This window comes from Burkholderia sp. PvR073, from assembly GCF_054055695.1.
Map to the genome: position 1 here is coordinate 55,733 of NZ_JBSRXO010000006.1, position 17,292 is coordinate 73,024.

Here is a 17,292-nt window from a genome sequence, read left to right on the forward strand (position 1 = left end):
CTGCCCGCCCGTTCAACCATCGCAAGTTACAGAGGATCTGACATGCAAAAGAAAACTGCAATCATCACCGGCATCACCGGTCAGGACGGCGCGTACCTCGCGGAACTGCTGCTCGGCAAGGGCTATCGCGTGTTCGGCACGTACCGCCGCACGAGTTCCGTGAATTTCTGGCGCATCGAGGAACTCGGCATCGCTGGACATCCGGACCTCAATCTGGTCGAGCACGACCTGACCGACCTGTCGTCGACGATCCGCCTGCTGCAGACGGCACAGCCGGCCGAGGTGTACAACCTCGCGGCGCAGAGCTTCGTCGGCGTCTCGTTCGACCAGCCGGTCACGACCGCTGAAATTACCGGCATCGGCGCGCTCAACGTGCTGGAAGCCATCCGCATCGTCAACGACAAGATCCGCTTCTACCAGGCATCGACGTCGGAGATGTTCGGCAAGGTCCAGGCCGTTCCGCAGATTGAAACCACGCCGTTCTACCCGCGCAGCCCGTATGGCGTCGCCAAGCTGTATGCGCACTGGATCACTGTCAACTATCGGGAGTCGTACGGCATCTTCGGTTCGTCCGGGATTCTGTTCAATCACGAGTCGCCGCTGCGTGGCCGCGAATTCGTCACGCGCAAGATCACCGACTCGGTCGCCAAGATCAAGCTCGGCAAGCTGGACGTGCTCGAGCTCGGCAACCTGGACGCCAAGCGCGACTGGGGCTTCGCGAAGGAATACGTCGAAGGGATGTGGCGGATGCTGCAGGCGGACGAGCCGGACACGTTCGTGCTGGCAACGAACCGCACCGAAACCGTGCGCGATTTCGTGACGATGGCGTTCAAGGCAGCGGGCTACACGCTGCGCTTCGAAGGGACGGCGGACAACGAGCGCGGGATCGACGTCGCGACCGGCAAGACTCTCGTCAGCGTCAACCCGAAATTCTATCGCCCGGCGGAAGTCGAGCTGCTGATCGGCGATCCGGCGAAGGCCAAGGAAAAACTGGGCTGGGCACCGGAGACGAACCTCGAAACGCTCTGCGCGATGATGGTCGAAGCCGACCTTCGACGCAACGAAGCCGGCTTCTCGTTCTGACGGTCCCGCGCTCATGGAACGCCATGCGCTGATTACCGGGGCGAGCGGATTCACAGCGGCCTACGTCACGGATGCGCTCGTGCGCGCGGGTCATCGCGTCACGGGTGCGGGAAATCATGCCCGGGACGGCCTGATCGCGCTCGACATCTGTTCGCTGGAAGCCTGTCGCGCGACGATCGAGGCGGTGCGTCCGAGCAGCATCGTCCATCTCGCGGCGATCAGCTTCGTCGGTCACGACGACGCGAGCATGTTCTACGACGTCAACGTGATCGGCACGCTCAACCTACTGCAGGCATGCGCGGACGTCGGCCATGTGCCGGACAAGATCCTGATTGCCAGCAGCGCGAACATCTACGGGAATGCGAGCGGCGCCGTGAGCGAAACGCAGCCGTTCGCACCGGTGAACCACTACGCGGCCAGCAAGGTCGCCATGGAGCACCTCGTGCGGACATGGTTCGACCGGCTGCCGATCGTGATCACGCGTCCGTTCAACTACACCGGGCGCGGACAGTCGCCGCGCTTCCTGGTGCCGAAGATCGTGTCCCACTTCGCCGAGCGCAAGCCGCGGATCGAGCTCGGCAATCTCGACGTGTCGCGCGACTTCTCCGATGTCCGTTACGTCGCCGAGGTCTATCGCGCGCTCATCGAGAACGATACCGCGGGCGAGACCGTGAACGTGTGCAGCGGCGTCGCCCATTCGCTGACCGACATCATCGACATGTGCCGCGAGATTTCGGGACATGACCTCGATGTCGAGGTCAACCCGGCGTTCGTCCGTGCCAACGAGGTCAAGATGCTGACAGGCGTGCCGGACAAGCTGCGAGCCGCGGTGCCGGACATCACGCCGATCGATCTGCGTTCGACGCTGCGCTGGATGCTGGCAGCTGACTAACCGAGCCTACCGATCCGCAATGCGCGTCCTGCACTTCTACAAAACGTACAAACCCGACTCGATGGGCGGCGTCGAGCAGATGATCTGGCACATCTGCGACGGCGCCGCGGCACGCGGCATCCACAGCGACGTGCTGACCGTCAGCCGCAACACGTCGACGGTCGACCTCGGCAGCCACCTGCACCACCGCGCCAAGGTCACGATCGATATCGCGTCGTCACCGTTCTCGATATCGGCGTTTCGCCACTACCGTGAACTCGTGCGCGACGCCGATATCGTGCACTACCATTTTCCGTGGCCGTTCGCGGACATGGTTCACCTGACCGCAGGTACCGGCAAGCCGTCGATCGTCACCTACCACTCGGACATCATCCGGCAGAAGAACCTGCTGAAGGTGTATCGGCCGCTGATGCTGCGCTTCCTCGACTCAGTCACGCGAATCGTCGCCACATCGCCGAATTACGTCGATACGAGTCCGGTGCTGCAGCGTTACCGCGACAAGGTGGACGTCGTGCCGATCGGAATCGACGAAGCCGCCTATCCGCGCGCAAGCGATGCGACGCTCGAACGCTGGCGCCGCGAAATTGGCGGCAAGTTCTTCCTGTTCGTCGGCAACCTGCGCTACTACAAGGGGCTGCACCTACTGCTCGACGCGCTGCATGGTACCGACCACCGTGTCGTCATCGTCGGCGCAGGCCCGATGGAGCAGGAGCTGAAGACACAAGCGCACAGGCTCGGCGTGGAAGGCCAGTTGCTGTTTACCGGCGCGTCGCCCGACGAAGACAAGATCGCGCTGCTGGAGCTCTGCGAGGCGCTCGTCTTCCCGTCCCATCTGCGCTCCGAGGCTTTCGGCATCTCGCTGCTCGAGGCGTCGATGTTCGGCAAGCCGATGGTGTCGATGGAAATCGGAACGGGCACGTCGTTCGTCAACGTGAACGGCGAGACCGGGTTGGTCGTCCCGCTCGGCGACACGCTGGCCCTGCGCAACGCGCTCGACTCGCTGTCGAACGATCCCGCTCTCGCGGCCAGGTTCGGCGCGGCGGCACGGCAACGCTACGAAGCGCGCTTCACCGCCGACAAGATGGTCGACGGCTACGTTGAAATCTACGAGCGAGTGTTGCGGGAGCCTCGGCCGGCCTGAGGCCGTTGTCAGCCGGCCATGCCGTCCATGCAGAGCCGCAATGCGTCACGCCATTGCGGCACGGCAAGACCGAATACGTGAACGAACCGGTCGTTTGCCAGCCGCGAATTGATCGGTCTCGGCGCCGGCGTCGGATAGGCCGAGGCGGGAATCGGCAGAACCATCGGCACGCGTTCCATGCGCGCCTGCTCGAAGATGGCCGTCGCGAATTCGTACCACGAGACGCCCCCCGCCGCCGTCATGTGATAGAGCCCGCCGTGCCGGCGCCACCACGCGTCGACATCGTCCGACGCAAGCGCCCGTGCGACGACGTGCGCAGTCAGCGCCGCGATCGTTTCGGACCACGTGGGCGCCCCAACCTGATCCGCAACGATCTTCAGTTCGTCCCGTTCCTTCGCCAGACGCAACATGGTCGTCAGGAAGTTGCGGCCTCGCGCGCCGTAGACCCAACTCGTGCGCAGGACCAGGTGTCGGCCGCCGACCGCCGCGATGGCCTCTTCACCGGCCAGCTTCGACTGGCCGTAGACGTTCAGCGGGTTCGTCGCGTCGGTCTCGACATAGGGTTCGGCCTTCGTCCCGTCGAAGACGTAGTCCGTCGAATAATGAATCAGCGACGCGCCGATCTGCGCGGCCTCCTCGGCGAGCACACGCGGCGCAACCGCGTTGATCGCCATCGCAAGATCACGCTCGCGCTCCGCGACGTCGACGGCCGTATAGGCGGCGGGATTGACGATCAGCGTCGGGCGAATCGTGCGCACGACGTCCCGGATCATGTCCGGGCGGGCGAGATCGAGCGCCGTCCGGTCGAGCCCGACAACCTCGCCGAGCCCCTGCAGATGGCGCAGCAGCGCGAAGCCGACCTGGCCGCCGATACCCGTCACGAGAATGGTATGTTTACGTTGCATCGTATTGCTCCGGCTCGCGCTCACGCGTACACGTCGGCATCCACCAGCCGCTTGCCTGCCGCATCCTTCGGCGCCAGTTGAGGTTCGCCGTCGAACCGCCAGTCAATGCCGAGCGCTGGATCGCTCCACAACAGGCACCGCTCGTATTCCGGGTACCAATAATCGGTCGTCTTGTAGAGAAAATGCGCGGTGTCGGACAGCACGACGAAACCGTGCGCGAACCCCGGTGGCACCCACAGTTGGCAGTGATTGTCGCCGCTCAGCACCACGCCGGCCCACTTGCCGAAGTTGGGCGAACTGCGCCGGATGTCGACTGCAACGTCGAACACCTCGCCCTCGACCACGCGCACGAGCTTCCCCTGCGCATGTTCGATCTGGTAGTGCAGTCCGCGCAGCACGCCCTTTGCCGAGCGCGAATGGTTGTCCTGAACGAATTCGACACCGGCCTCGACATGCTCGGCGAATTCGCGCGCGTTGAAGCTCTCGTAAAAGAATCCCCGTGCATCGCCGAACACTTTCGGCTCGATGAGCTTGACTTCGGGCAACGCTGTTGCCGTTACTTGGATAGCCATGCGACCTGGTCCGTCAGGATGTTCTTGAGATATTGCCCATATGCGTTCTTCGCGAGCGGCTGCGCAAGCTTGAGCACCTGCTCCGCATCGATCCAGCGGCGGCGATACGCGATTTCCTCGGGACACGCGACGACCAGGCCCTGACGCTTCTGCAGCGTCGCGATGAAGCTTGCCGCCTCGATCAACGAATCGTGCGTGCCGGTGTCGAGCCATGCATAGCCGCGCCCCATGATCTCGACGTTGAGCGAGCCGTCCGCGAGATAGCGCGAGTTGACGTCGGTGATTTCCAGTTCGCCACGCGGCGACGGCTTGATCTCGGCCGCTATGTCGCACACGCGGTTATCGTAGAAGTACAGGCCCGTGACCGCGTAGTTCGAGCGCGGGCGGGCCGGCTTTTCCTCGATCGACAACGCGCGGAACGACTGGTCGAATTCGACCACGCCATAGCGTTCGGGATCGTGCACGTGATAGGCGAACACCGTCGCCCCCGTCACGCGCGCGTCTGCCCGCTCGAGCTGCTTCGCGAGGTCGTGGCCGTAGAAGATGTTGTCGCCGAGGATGAGCGCCGACGGATCGTTGCCCACGAAGTCCCGGCCGATCAAGAATGCCTGCGCGAGACCGTCCGGCGACGGCTGCACCGCGTACTGGATATTCATGCCCCACTGGCTGCCGTCGCCGAGCATCGCTTCAAACCGCGGCGTGTCCTGCGGCGTCGAGATGATCAGCACGTCGCGGATGCCCGCGACCATCAGCGTCGACAGCGGATAGTAGATCATCGGCTTGTCGTATACGGGTAGCAGCTGCTTCGATACGACATGCGTGACCGGGTAGAGGCGTGTGCCGGAACCGCCGGCGAGAATGATGCCTTTGCGTGCCATGGGTGAGCCCTCAGTTCCGTTGCGCGTAATTCGTTTCGACCCACTTTCGATATTCGCCTGACGCGACTTCGTCGACCCATTGCTGGTTATCGAGGTACCACCGCACCGTCCGGGCGAGCCCGGTCTCGAACGTTTCGGCGGGGCGCCAGCCGAGTTCGCGCTCGAGCTTGCGCGCATCGATCGCATAGCGGCGGTCATGGCCCGGCCGATCCTTCACGTAGGCGATCTGCTCGCGGTACGAGCCGGCCGCCTTCGGTTGGGCACGATCAAGCAGGTCGCATAACGTGTGCACGACTTCGAGATTCGTCTTTTCGTTCCAGCCGCCGATATTGTAGGTTTCCCCCGGTACGCCGCGTGCGAGTACTTCCCGAATGGCGCTGCAGTGGTCGCCTACGTACAGCCAGTCGCGCACGTTCAGGCCGTCGCCGTATACGGGCAACTGCTTGCCGGCGAGTGCGTTCGCGATCATCAACGGGATCAGCTTCTCCGGAAACTGATATGGCCCGTAGTTGTTCGAACAGTTCGTGGTGAGCGTCGGGAACCCGTACGTATGATGATAGGCGCGTACGAGATGATCCGAACCCGCCTTCGTTGCCGAGTACGGGCTGTTCGGCGCGTAGGGTGTCGTTTCCGAGAATTGCGGATCGGTGGCTGACAGCGAGCCGAACACCTCGTCCGTCGATACGTGCAGGAAGCGGAATGCCGCCTTGTCGGCATCCCCGAGCCCGCTCCAGTACGTGCGGGCTGCTTCGAGCAGCGTGAACGTGCCGACGACGTTGGTTTGCACGAAATCGGCCGGCCCGTGAATCGAACGGTCGACGTGGCTTTCCGCCGCGAAATGCAGGACCGCACGCGGCTTCGCGTTCGCGAACAGCGTATCGAGTGCCGCGCGATCGCAAATGTCGACCCGCGCGAACACATGCGCGGGATTCCTTTCGACGGATTGCAGCGTGCGGAGGTTGCCCGCATAGGTAAGCTTGTCGACGTTGAGCACGGCCTCGTCTGATTGATTCAGCCAGTCGAGTACAAAATTGGCACCGATAAATCCCGCACCGCCCGTAATCAGGATCATGAGATTCTCTCTAGTAGTACGCGGCTGGCACCGGCTGGTGCCGCCCGCTTTCGACTTGCCAGTGCAAATGGCCGTCACGTCAGGGCCGAAATTTTACCGGATCATCTTGAACCGCCCGCGCAGATTGTAAAAATCGTGCGGCCGGCAATCCGCCCCGGCACCAGCCGCGCCGAGGCCGCGTTGCGTGCATTCGACAGTCGATTATCATGGGACGGCAATCGACGCAGCGCCGTGGCCTCGCGGCCCTCCTCCGTCACGACTTCAACCTCCTCGACAGCGCGCTAACCTCATGAGCCAGCCCCCCATCGCCATCGGCGACATCCAAGGCTGTCATTCCGCTTTCCACTTGCTGCTGGAAAAGCTTTCAGCCCCCGCCGACGCCCCGCTATGGATCGCCGGCGACATCGTCAACCGCGGCCCCGAGTCCCTCGCCGCGCTGCGCGCGCTCGCCGAGCTCGGCCCGCGCGCGACCGTCGTGCTCGGCAATCATGACCTCCACCTGCTCGCGGTTGCAGCGGGCATCCGTACCGAACGCCCGGGCGACACCATCGGCGAAATCCTCGACGCACCCGACGCCGACGCCCTGCTCGAATGGGTCCGTCACCGCCCGTTCGCGCATTTCGAACACGGGATGCTGCTCGTGCATGCGGGCGTACTGCCGCAATGGGACACGTCGCTCGCGCTCGAACTCGCTGACGAATTGCAGCGCGCCCTGCGCGCGCCGGATTGGCGCGAAACGCTACAAAACCTGTACGGCAACGAGCCGAACCAATGGAGTCCGACCCTGAAGAAACGCGATCGGATGCGCGTCGCGTTCAACGCATTCACGCGCCTGCGCTTCTGCACGCCCGACGGCGCGATGGAGTTCAAGGCCAACGGCGGCCCCGACAGCGCGCCGCCCGGCTACCTGCCGTGGTTCGACGTGCCGGGCCGCCGCACCGAAGACGTGACGCTCGTGTTCGGCCACTGGGCCGCGCTCGGCCTGATGCTGCGCGACAACGTCGTCGCGCTCGACTCGGGATGCGTGTGGGGAAACCAGCTGTCGGCCGTGCGACTGACGGCCGACCCGGCACAGCGTACGGTCACGCAGGTGCAGTGCGAAGCGTGCCGCACGCAGGGCGGCGAATAGCCCGCACGCGACACGCGCGGGCGAAAGAACATCAGCCCTCGCGCCCCGGCACCGCCTCCTCGGCCGCGGCATCGTCCGCCGCACTGGCGCCGACTTCGGTTGCCGGATACGCATGCCTCTCGAGTTCCGCCAGCGACTCGGGTGACGGCTTGCCGACCTTCGCCTGCAGCGTCTCGAGGGCGGCCGCGATCGCGTCGCGCGCCGCCGCGGAGGTCGCGCGGCGGTCGCCGCCCGGCGCGATCGGCTCGCACACGTACAGGTGCGCGACGAGCGGGCCGCCGCGCAACACCATGTCGAGCGACTTCCCGAGCGACAGCTCGCCCGTATAGGCCGGCGCGACCGACTGCCGCCGCTGCGCGTCCTCGTACATCAGGCAGACCGGCTGCACCGCGCAGCCAGCCGACACCGCGGCCTGGAACAGGTTCGCATGGAACGGCAGCAGCGCCTGCCCGTCCGACGTGGTGCCCTCCGGAAACACGCACATCAGCCCGCCGTTGCGCAGGCGCTCGGCCATCTCGTGCATGATCCGCATCGCCTCGGTACGCTTCTCACGCTGCAGGAACACGGTATCGAGCTTCTCCGCGAGCCAGCCGACGACCGGCCACTGCCGCACCTCGGCCTTCGACACGAACGGCGTCGGCCGCCACGCGTTGAGCGCATAGATGTCGAGCCACGACACGTGATTGCCGACCACGAGCGCGCTCGCGTCGAGCCGCGCGCCGTCGTTGTGGACGACGAGACGCATCCCGCAGATGCGCAGCATCTTGATGGACCAGCGGCGCGTCATCTCGGCGCGGCGCGCGGGCGTGACGTGCGAAAAGCGCAGCGCGACGATCGCCATGCCGCGCAGCAGGTGAAAGACGAGACGCAGCTTGCGAAGAGCGGTCATGGCGAGGATCCGGCGGGGTTCAGTGGCGCTCGAACGCGACCTGCCCCGCCACGAGCGTCGCACGCACGCAGGCCGGCAGTTCGTAGCCGAGGAACGGCGAGTTGTGCCCCTGGCTCTTCAGCGCACGCGGCTCGACGCGCCAGTGCGCGCGTGGGTCGAATACGCACAGGTCGGCCGCGGCGCCTTCGGCCACGCGGCCGGCCGGCAACTGCAGCACGTCGGCCGGCGCGGCCGTGATGCGGCGCAGCGCCTGCGCAAGCGGCGTGTTCGTTTCATCGGCCCACTTCACCGTGAGCGACAGCAGCAGTTCGAGCCCCGTCGCACCGGGCGTCGCTTCGCCAAACGGCAGCAGCTTCTCGTCGTCGTCGACCGGCGTGTGATCGGAGCAGATCGCGTCGATCGTGCCGTCGGCGAGGGCGGCGCGGATCGCTTCGCGGTCGCGCTCGCCGCGCAGCGGCGGGTCGAGCCGGAACTGCGAATCGAAGTAGCCGATGTCGATGTCGATCAGGTGCAGATGATTCACGCCGACGTCGCACGTCACGGGCAGCCCCTCGGCCTTCGCCTCGCGCACGAGCGCGAGGCCGGCCGCCGACGACAGGCGGGCGAGGTGCACGCGCGCGCCGGTCACGCGCATCAGTTCGAAGATCGTGTGCAGCGCGATCGTCTCGGCCGCGACCGGCACGCCGGACAGCCCGAGCCGCGACGCGAGCGCGCCGCTCGCGGCGACGCCGCCACGGCCGATGAACGCGTCGAGCGGACGCAGCCACGTCGTGTAGCCGTAGGTGCTCGCGTACTGCAGCGCGCGCAGCAGCACCTGGGTGTCGCGCACCGGCACGTTCGCGTGCGTGAAGCCGACGCAGCCCGATTCGGTCAGCGCGACCATCTCGGTGATCACCTCGCCCTTCAGGCCGACGGTGAGCGCGCCGAGCGGATGGACGTTCGCCTGGTGCAGGTTGCGCGCGCGGAACTTGAGCATCTCGACGAGGCCCGGCTCGTCGAGCACGGGGTCGGTGTCCGGCGGGCACACGAGGGTCGTGACGCCGCCGGCGACGGCCGCGGCCATCTCGGACGCGAGCGTCGCCTTGTGCTCGTAGCCGGGCTCGCGCAGCCGCGCGCACAGGTCGACGAGGCCGGGGGCGACGATCAGGCCCGACGCGTCGATCGTCTTCTCCGCGTTGAAACCGGCCGGCGCTGTACCGGCCTCGGCGAGCGCGGCGATCTTGCCGTCCGCGACGAATACGTCGGCCTGCCGCTCGGTGCCGGCGACCGGATCGATCAGCGTGCCGCCTTGGATATGAATCTTCATGCGCTGTCTGTGAATGCGTTGATTGCGTTGAATGCCTGGATCAGGATGCGCGAAAGCGGGCTCAGTCGCTGTTGCCGGCGACGATGCCCATCACCGCCATCCGCACGGCGATGCCGAACGTGACCTGGTTGAGGATCACCGACTGCGGACCGTCGGCGACCTGCGAGTCGATCTCGACGCCGCGGTTCATCGGGCCCGGATGCATCACGATCGCGTCGGGCGCGGCGAGCGCGAGCCGCTCGGGCGTCAGGCCCCAGGTCTTGAAGTACTCCTGCGCGGACGGCAGCAGCGCGCCGCTCATCCGCTCGTTCTGCAGGCGCAGCATGATGATCACGTCGACGCCCTTCAGCCCTTCGTCGAGGTTGTTGAACACCTTCACGCCCATCTGCTCGAGGCCGCCCGGCAGCAGCGTGCGCGGGCCGATCGCGCGCACTTCCGGCACGCCGAGCGTGGTGAGCGCGTGGATGTCCGAGCGCGCGACGCGCGAATGCAGGATGTCGCCGACGATCGCCACGCGCAGCTTCGTGAAGTCGCGCTTGTAGTGGCGGATCGTGTACATGTCGAGCAGGCCCTGCGTCGGGTGCGCATGACGGCCGTCGCCGGCGTTGATCACGTGCACGTGCGGCGCGCAGTGCTCGGCGATCAGGTACGGCGCGCCGCTCGATGCGTGACGCACGACGAACAGGTCGGCATGCATCGCCGACAGGTTGTTGATCGTGTCGAGCAGCGACTCGCCCTTGCTCGTCGACGACGCATTGATGTTCAGGTTCAGCACATCGGCCGACAGGCGCGTCGCGGCGATCTCGAAGGTCGTGCGCGTGCGCGTCGAATTCTCGAAGAACAGGTTGAACACCGACTTGCCGCGCAGCAGCGGCACCTTCTTCACCTCGCGGTCCGTCACGCTGACGAACTGCTCGGCCGTATCGAGAATGTGATTGACGATCGAGCGCGGCAGGCCCTCGATCGACAGCAGGTGTTTCAGCTCGCCGTTTTTCGTGAGCTGCGGGTTGCCCTTCAGGAAACCGTAGCGGAACCGCTCGGGGCTCGCGGCCGCAGCGGGATTGCCGGTGCGGCCAGTGGTGTCGGTGGTCATGGTGTGCGTGATTCCAACTATGCAAACGGGCCGCGGCGCGAACCGGCGGCCCGGGATACGGTTTCGCGGTTCGCTCAGGCGCCGTGCGCCTCGATGCGCAGCGTGAGCTGGGCGGCTTCGTCGCGCGCGAGCACGAGCGTCGCATCGGCCGGCACGTCGAGCGTGCCGCCCGCGAAGCGCGCGGCGACCGGCAGCTCACGGCCGCCGCGATCGGCGAGCACCGCGAGCTCGACCGCGGCCGGACGGCCGTAGTCGAACAGTTCGTTGAGCGCGGCGCGCACGGTGCGGCCGGTGTACAGCACGTCGTCGACGAGCACGATGCGCGCGCCGCCGACCTCGAACGGCAGCGACGTCGGGCTGGCCTGGCTGTGCAGCCCCTTCTTCGCGTAGTCGTCGCGATGCAGCGCGACGTTCACGACGCCGAAGTCCGGCGCGCCGAGATCGCGCGCGAGGCGCTCGGCGAGCCACGCGCCGCCGCTGTAAATGCCGGCGAGCCGCGGGCCGCCCGGCTCGGCAAAGGCCGTGCCGTATGCGTCGCGAATCTGGTCGAGCAGGACGCGGTAGAGCGCGTCGGCGTCAATGGTGCTCATGGTCGGACAATTGATCGAGATACTGTTGAAGGATCACGCGCGCGGCCTCGGCATCGAGCATCTCGGCGCGTGCGCGCCCGCGCACGTTGCGCTCGCGCAGCCCGGCCTCGGCCTCGACCGACGAATAGCGTTCGTCGACCCACGTGACGGGCAGCCCGAAGCGACCGTTCAGCTGGTTGCCGAAGCGCTTCGCCTGCTGCGTCATCTCGTGCGGCGTGCCGTCCGGATGCATCGGCAGGCCGACGACGAGCGCGTCCGGCCGCCATTCGGCCAGCAAGTCGCCGACCGCCTTGAAGCGGTGTTCGCGGTTCAGGTTGGAAATCACGACGAGCGCGCGGGCCGAGCGCGTCAGCGCATTGCCGATTGCGACCCCGATCCGCTTCTCGCCGTAGTCGAACGCCAGGAGCGTCGCATCGCGCGCACTCGCGCCACTCATGCGTGCCCTGCTTCGCCGGACAGCATCGACGAGCTGACGCCGAGCAGGCCGAGCGCGGCTTCGAAACGCTCCTCGGCCGGCGTGTCGAACACGATGCGCGGATCGGCGGCGACCGTCAGCCAGCCGTTGCGGGAAATTTCTTCCTCGAGCTGCCCCGCGCCCCAGCCTGCATGGCCGAGCGTCAGCAGGAAGCGCTTCGGGCCGGTGCCCGTCGCGACCGCCTCGAGCACGTCCTTCGACGTCGTCATCTCGAGCCCGCCCTCGACCGACATGGACGAGTTGTAGTTCGCGCCCTCGACCGGCTCGTGCAGCACGAAGCCGCGCTCGGTCTGCACCGGGCCGCCGAAGTACACGGGAATGTGCAGCAGCGGCTCGATGTCGAGCTTGAGGTCGATGCGGTTGAACAGCGATTCGAGGTCGATGTCGGTGGGACGATTGATGACGAGGCCGAGCGCTCCGCGCTCGCTGTGATCGCAAAGATAGACCACCGTTCCTGAAAACGTCGGATCGGCCATGTTGGGCATGGCAATCAGGAACTGGTTGGTGAGATTGATGCGATCGGAAGGCTTTGACATGGTTTGAATTTTAGCAAAGACGCCGCGACCTGACCGGGCCGCGATCAACAAGCAACGCCGCGCGACGCTGGCAACGACGCACGCGGATCACACGGCACTCTAACACGCGCGCGGGCGCTGTCGGCAGCGTGTTGCCGGCCCGCGCGACAAGGGCTGCCGACGTGTACGCGCCCCGTTGCGCGTCAGGTCCGGCCGAGCGCCTCGCCGAGCGCGCCGGACGCCGCGGTCAGGTCCGGCGGCGCCACGCCCGCGGCGATCTTCAGCAGCGCGGCGCGCAGCATGTCGGACGCGCGGCCATGCGCACCGAGCCCGTCGTCGGCGAGCGGCACGCCGTGCGCGGCACGGCGCCACGCTAGTCCGAGCGTATCGGCCAGCAGCGCCGCGTGGCCGAGCCCGAGCGCGCACGCGGCCGTACCGACCCGATAGGCGGCCGCGGACGCGCGCCATGCGGCCCCCGCATCGGCCGTGCCCGGATCGAGCGCGAGTTCGGCCATCGACGCATCGGCGGTCTGCAGGAAATCCTCGTACGCATGCGCGTTGACGGTCACGACACCGAGCATGCGGGTGGGCGCCACCGCGACCGCATCATGCTCGGCCTGCGCGGCGTCGGCTTCCCACAGCGCCTCGGACGCGGGCGTGCCGGCGACGTGCCAGTCCACGGTCAGCCCATAGTCGTGCAGCACGTCGACGAGCGCGACATCCTCGGCGGCCGCGCCAAATAGCGCGAAATCGCGCCATAGCAGTGCGACCGTCTCGCGCACGAGCGCCGGCGGCGCATGACGCCTGCCCTGCGCGTGCTCGCCGAGCAGCAGGTTGGTCCGGGCGAGGAAACGTTTCAGTTCGGGCGCGTTGGTGGCGCGCAGTGCGCGCAGGCACGCGGCGGCGAGCCGCCAGAAGTCGTACGGGCCGTCGGCGGCCAGCGCGGCCAGGGTCGCATCGAGTTCGTCGAGCGCCGCGTCCGGCGTACCGTTCGACGTGCGCAGCACACCGAGCAGCGCCTGCTCGTAGCGGGCCCGCGCCCGGCTCGCGAACGCGTCGGGCATCGCCCGCAGCGTCGCCGGCGGCGTCGCGCGCCCGACGAGGGCCAGCACGTCGAGCGGCACGCTCGCGTGCAGGTCGGCCGCGCCTTGGGCACGCAGCGCACGGAAATGGTCGAACAGGAGCGGCGAGCAGGCCAGCTCGCGCAGATTGTGGCGCCCGACCGCCGCGCGAAAATCGCGCAGCGCGATGCGCCAGCCAGCGGAAGTCGGTTCGGTGGCGACGAGCGGCGCCGCGGCGGCGAGTTGCCCCGCGAAACGGGCGGCCGGCAGCCAGCCGGCCTCCGCCAGCACGGCGGCGGCGGCCGACAGCGGCGCGGCCGCGTCGTCGCGGCGCTCGAATGCGTCGGCGGCCGCCGCAAGCCACGCGTCGGCCGCGCGCACGGCCCCGCCACGCGGGTTGGGCAGTGCGTCAGGGAGGGGAACGTTCGCCGGATCGGACGTCATGGACACGCGCGCCTGTCATCGTCTAGTCGCTCGCGCCGGCCGCGGCGCGCAAGCGCCGGGCAACCGCGAGGCCGCGAGCGGTGTGTCCGTGGGCCGAGGGTCCGATCAGATCTGGACCATCTCGAAGTCTTCCTTGCGAGCACCGCATTCGGGGCACGTCCAGTTGATGGGGACGTCTTCCCAGCGCGTGCCCGGGGCGATGCCCTCTTCGGGCAGTCCGGCTTCTTCGTCATAAATCCAGCCACAAATCAGGCACATCCAGCTCTTGTATTCCATCTTAAGCCGCGTCGGGAAAGTCGGTAAATTCGGGAGCCATGATGGTACCGTGTCGGGGCCGGACTGCCTAGCAATCGCGCTGGAGTACGGCGACTACGTTGCGTTGGGCTAAAAAATCCGTCGTGCGGGCCGAATTCCGCCGCATAATGGCTGAAAAGTGCGGCCTGCCGGGCAACACCGGGCCAAAACCGCCCACTTCGCCTCGCCGTCCGCAGTTCCGTCGCTTCCCCGTTTTTTTCTTGCCCCTTTTTTACATGTCCAGCAACGCCCCTCCGATCGTCCTCACCTTCGGCCTCTCCGATCCCACCGGCGGCTCCGGCATCCAAGCCGATCTGATGACTCTGGCGAGCATGGGCTGTCACGGCGTGTCCGTCCTGACGGGCTATACCGTGCGCGACTCGGCCGCCTGCGACGAAGTCACCGGCCTCGATCCCGATGTCGTCGCCGCCCAGGCGCGCATGCTGCTCGAGGACATGCCGATCGCCGCGTTCAAGATCGGCGCGGCAACGCGCGCGGAAGTCGTGAGCGCGATCGCCGAAGTGGTCGCCGACTACGACGGCGTGCCGCTCGTGCTCGCACCGGACTTCACGCTCGATGACGAGCACGTGCTTGCCGCCGACGACCTGCGCGAATCGATCGCCGACCTGCTCGCGCCGCAGACGACGCTGCTGGTCGCCGACCACGCGACGCTGCTCGCACTCGCGCAGCCGGACGGCGACGCCGAGGCGCCGAATCTCGACGCGGCCGTGTCGCACCTGCTGTCGCAGGGCTGCGAGTACATCCTGTCGTCGGAGACGGGCTCGCACCGGCTCGTCAACACGCTGTACGGCGAGGAAGGCCAGCTTCGCGAAGACATGTGGGATCGTTCGCCGCACCGGCTGATGGGCATCACCGACACGCTCGGCGCGGCGATCGCGGCACTGCTCGCGAACGGCCAGGAGCCGCCCGAAGCGGTGCGCGAAGCGCAGGAATACCTGTATCAGTCCGTGCGTGACGCGTTCCGGCCCGGCATGGGCGCGTACCTGCCCGACCGGTTCTTCTGGGCCCGCAGCAACGACGATGCGGACACGCCGCCGGCCGTGAAGGCCGATCCGGTGCCGAGGACGTCGCACCGCCATTGACGCCCGCACGGCGGCCCCGCGCCGCCGTCGCGCGCGGCTCGCCATCGCCTCGGGGCGGCAGGTCCGCCCCTTTCGCTCGCGCATAAAAAAAGACCCGCATCGCTGCGGGTCTTTTCTTTTGGCTGGAGCGCGCATCGCTGCGCGCTCCGGACACCATCGACCGAAGTCGATTACATGTCCATGCCCATGCCGCCCATGCCGCCCGGCATGCCGCCCGGCATCGGTGCATCTTCCTTCGGCAGTTCTGCGACAGCTGCGTCCGTCGTCAGCAGCAGGCCAGCAACCGAAGCTGCGTTCTGCAGTGCGGTGCGCGTGACCTTGGTCGGGTCGACGACGCCGGCTTCGACCATGTCGACGTACTCGCCCGTTGCTGCGTTGTAGCCGTAGTTGCCCTGGCCTGCAGCAACTGCCGCCACCACGACGCTGGCTTCTTCGCCGCCGTTCGTGACGATCTGACGCAGCGGCTCTTCCATCGCGCGCAGCACGATCTTGATGCCGGCGTTCTGGTCAGCGTTCGCGCCGGTCAGGCTTGCGATTGCCGTGCGAGCGCGGATCAGTGCAACGCCGCCGCCTGCCACGATGCCTTCTTCCACAGCTGCGCGCGTTGCGTGCAGTGCGTCTTCGACACGTGCCTTCTTTTCCTTCATTTCGACTTCGGTCGCAGCGCCGACCTTGATCACTGCCACGCCGCCGGCCAGCTTGGCCACGCGCTCTTGCAGCTTTTCACGGTCGTAGTCCGACGTCGCTTCTTCGATTTGCGCGCGCACTTGCTTCACGCGTGCTTCGATGTTCGCGGCTTCGCCTGCGCCGTCGATGATCGTCGTGTTTTCCTTGCCCACTTCGATGCGCTTCGCCTGGCCCAGTTCTGCCAGCGTTGCCTTCTCGAGCGTCAGGCCGGTTTCTTCCGCGATCACCTGGCCGCCGGTCAGGATCGCGATGTCTTCCAGCATCGCCTTGCGACGATCGCCGAAGCCCGGTGCCTTGACCGCAACGGTCTTCAGGATGCCGCGGATGTTGTTGACGACCAGCGTTGCGAGCGCTTCGCCTTCGATGTCTTCAGCGATGATCAGCAGCGGACGGCCAGCCTTCGCGACTTGCTCGAGCACCGGCAGCAGATCACGGATGTTCGACACCTTCTTGTCGTGCAGCAGCACGAACGGGTTGTCGAGGACGGCGACTTGCTTTTCCGGGTTGTTGATGAAGTACGGCGACAGGTAGCCGCGGTCGAACTGCATGCCTTCGACGACGTCGAGTTCGTCGGCGAGCGACTTGCCGTCTTCGACGGTGATCACGCCTTCCTTGCCGACCTTGTCCATCGCTTCAGCGATGCGATCGCCGATCGACGTGTCGCTGTTCGCCGAGATCGAGCCGACTTGCGCGATTTCCTTGTTCGTCGTGCACGGCTTGCTGATCTTCTTCAGCTCTTCGACAGCCGCTGCGACTGCCTTGTCGATGCCGCGCTTCAGGTCCATCGGGTTCATGCCCGATGCGACGTACTTCATGCCTTCGCGAACGATCGATTGCGCGAGGACGGTTGCCGTCGTCGTGCCGTCGCCTGCGTTGTCGCTGGTCTTGGAAGCGACTTCCTTGACCATTTGCGCGCCCATGTTCTGGAGCTTGTCCTTCAGCTCGATTTCCTTCGCGACCGACACACCGTCCTTGGTGACCGTCGGGCCGCCGAAGCTGCGCTCGAGCACCACGTTGCGGCCCTTCGGACCCAGCGTGACCTTGACCGCGTTGGCGAGAATGTTCACGCCTTCGACCATCTTCGAACGGGCGGAATCGCCGAATACGACGTCTTTAGCTGCCATCTTCTAACTCCTTGAATTCTTGGGAATATGTACCGTCAG

Annotated in this window: 18 protein-coding genes; 5 read left to right on the top strand and 13 right to left on the bottom strand. The window is 66.5% G+C overall.

Features of this window, described 5'->3' with window-relative positions; all coding sequences use genetic code 11:
* Positions 1-42: 42 nt before the first annotated feature.
* From gmd to ACVK00_RS19205, 3 genes are read left to right on the top strand one after another with little or no spacing between them, the layout of a single operon-like run.
* Positions 43-1,083, top strand: a complete 1,041-nt coding sequence (gene gmd / locus ACVK00_RS19195; protein WP_059820157.1) for a GDP-mannose 4,6-dehydratase — start codon at positions 43-45, stop codon at positions 1,081-1,083.
* 13 nt (positions 1,084-1,096) lie between these two features.
* Positions 1,097-1,975: a GDP-mannose 4,6-dehydratase gene (locus ACVK00_RS19200; RefSeq protein ID WP_284888863.1), complete on the top strand. Its 879-nt coding sequence runs from the start codon at positions 1,097-1,099 to the stop codon at positions 1,973-1,975.
* Between the two features lie 19 nt (positions 1,976-1,994).
* Positions 1,995-3,116, top strand: coding sequence for a glycosyltransferase (locus ACVK00_RS19205; protein ID WP_284888862.1), 1,122 nt, complete (start codon positions 1,995-1,997; stop codon positions 3,114-3,116).
* A gap of 8 nt (positions 3,117-3,124) precedes the next feature.
* On the opposite strand, the gene rfbD is transcribed toward ACVK00_RS19205, so the two are convergent.
* The 4 genes from rfbD to rfbB are packed head-to-tail and all read right to left on the bottom strand — an operon-like array spanning position 3,125 to position 6,543.
* On the bottom strand, positions 3,125-4,021 hold the full coding sequence (rfbD, locus tag ACVK00_RS19210) for a dTDP-4-dehydrorhamnose reductase (RefSeq protein WP_284888861.1): 897 nt from the start codon (positions 4,019-4,021) through the stop codon (positions 3,125-3,127).
* Between the two features lie 20 nt (positions 4,022-4,041).
* The gene (gene rfbC, locus ACVK00_RS19215; protein WP_284888860.1) at positions 4,042-4,593 is read right to left on the bottom strand and encodes a dTDP-4-dehydrorhamnose 3,5-epimerase; all 552 of its coding nucleotides are present in this window, start codon (positions 4,591-4,593) and stop codon (positions 4,042-4,044) included.
* Complete coding sequence (gene rfbA, locus ACVK00_RS19220; RefSeq protein WP_284888859.1) at positions 4,578-5,471, bottom strand: glucose-1-phosphate thymidylyltransferase RfbA; 894 nt, start codon at positions 5,469-5,471, stop codon at positions 4,578-4,580. The genes rfbC and rfbA overlap by 16 nt, the downstream gene beginning before the upstream one ends.
* Positions 5,472-5,481: 10 nt before the next feature.
* A complete protein-coding gene (rfbB, locus tag ACVK00_RS19225; RefSeq protein WP_284888858.1) occupies positions 5,482-6,543 on the bottom strand; it encodes a dTDP-glucose 4,6-dehydratase in 1,062 nt (353 codons plus the stop codon).
* A gap of 289 nt (positions 6,544-6,832) precedes the next feature.
* On the opposite strand from rfbB, the gene ACVK00_RS19230 reads away from it, so the two are divergent.
* Entirely contained in the window at positions 6,833-7,672 is an 840-nt protein-coding gene (locus ACVK00_RS19230; RefSeq protein ID WP_284888857.1) for a symmetrical bis(5'-nucleosyl)-tetraphosphatase, read from the top strand.
* 31 nt (positions 7,673-7,703) lie between these two features.
* Here ACVK00_RS19230 and ACVK00_RS19235 read toward each other — a convergent pair whose 3' ends face one another.
* From ACVK00_RS19235 to ACVK00_RS19270, 8 genes are all read right to left on the bottom strand, one after another.
* Positions 7,704-8,561 (bottom strand): lysophospholipid acyltransferase family protein, encoded by an 858-nt coding sequence (locus ACVK00_RS19235; RefSeq protein ID WP_228906988.1) that lies wholly within the window; start codon positions 8,559-8,561, stop codon positions 7,704-7,706.
* Between the two features lie 19 nt (positions 8,562-8,580).
* A complete protein-coding gene (locus tag ACVK00_RS19240; RefSeq protein ID WP_105832648.1) occupies positions 8,581-9,867 on the bottom strand; it encodes a dihydroorotase in 1,287 nt (428 codons plus the stop codon).
* A gap of 61 nt (positions 9,868-9,928) precedes the next feature.
* Positions 9,929-10,960, bottom strand: a complete 1,032-nt coding sequence (locus ACVK00_RS19245; protein ID WP_006751103.1) for an aspartate carbamoyltransferase catalytic subunit — start codon at positions 10,958-10,960, stop codon at positions 9,929-9,931.
* Between the two features lie 74 nt (positions 10,961-11,034).
* Complete coding sequence (pyrR, locus tag ACVK00_RS19250) at positions 11,035-11,550, bottom strand: bifunctional pyr operon transcriptional regulator/uracil phosphoribosyltransferase PyrR (protein ID WP_166724068.1); 516 nt, start codon at positions 11,548-11,550, stop codon at positions 11,035-11,037.
* Positions 11,537-11,986, bottom strand: a complete 450-nt coding sequence (ruvX, locus tag ACVK00_RS19255) for a Holliday junction resolvase RuvX (RefSeq protein ID WP_006762411.1) — start codon at positions 11,984-11,986, stop codon at positions 11,537-11,539. Before ruvX ends, pyrR begins: the two co-directional genes overlap by 14 nt.
* Positions 11,983-12,561, bottom strand: a complete 579-nt coding sequence (locus ACVK00_RS19260) for a YqgE/AlgH family protein (protein WP_006751106.1) — start codon at positions 12,559-12,561, stop codon at positions 11,983-11,985. Before ACVK00_RS19260 ends, ruvX begins: the two co-directional genes overlap by 4 nt.
* Before the next feature lie 182 nt (positions 12,562-12,743).
* Complete coding sequence (locus ACVK00_RS19265) at positions 12,744-14,045, bottom strand: hypothetical protein (RefSeq protein WP_284888856.1); 1,302 nt, start codon at positions 14,043-14,045, stop codon at positions 12,744-12,746.
* Between the two features lie 105 nt (positions 14,046-14,150).
* Positions 14,151-14,321, bottom strand: a complete 171-nt coding sequence (locus ACVK00_RS19270) for a rubredoxin (protein ID WP_004186709.1) — start codon at positions 14,319-14,321, stop codon at positions 14,151-14,153.
* A gap of 254 nt (positions 14,322-14,575) precedes the next feature.
* Here ACVK00_RS19270 and ACVK00_RS19275 point away from each other — a divergent pair, with 254 nt between their 5' ends.
* Positions 14,576-15,442, top strand: a complete 867-nt coding sequence (locus ACVK00_RS19275; protein ID WP_228906984.1) for a hydroxymethylpyrimidine/phosphomethylpyrimidine kinase — start codon at positions 14,576-14,578, stop codon at positions 15,440-15,442.
* Between the two features lie 170 nt (positions 15,443-15,612).
* Here the strand turns inward: ACVK00_RS19275 and groL are convergent, their stop codons facing one another.
* Positions 15,613-17,253 carry a chaperonin GroEL gene (groL, locus tag ACVK00_RS19280; protein WP_006753915.1) on the bottom strand — a complete coding sequence of 547 codons (1,641 nt, stop codon included), beginning with the start codon at positions 17,251-17,253 and terminating at the stop codon, positions 15,613-15,615.
* Positions 17,254-17,292 lie beyond the last annotated feature (39 nt).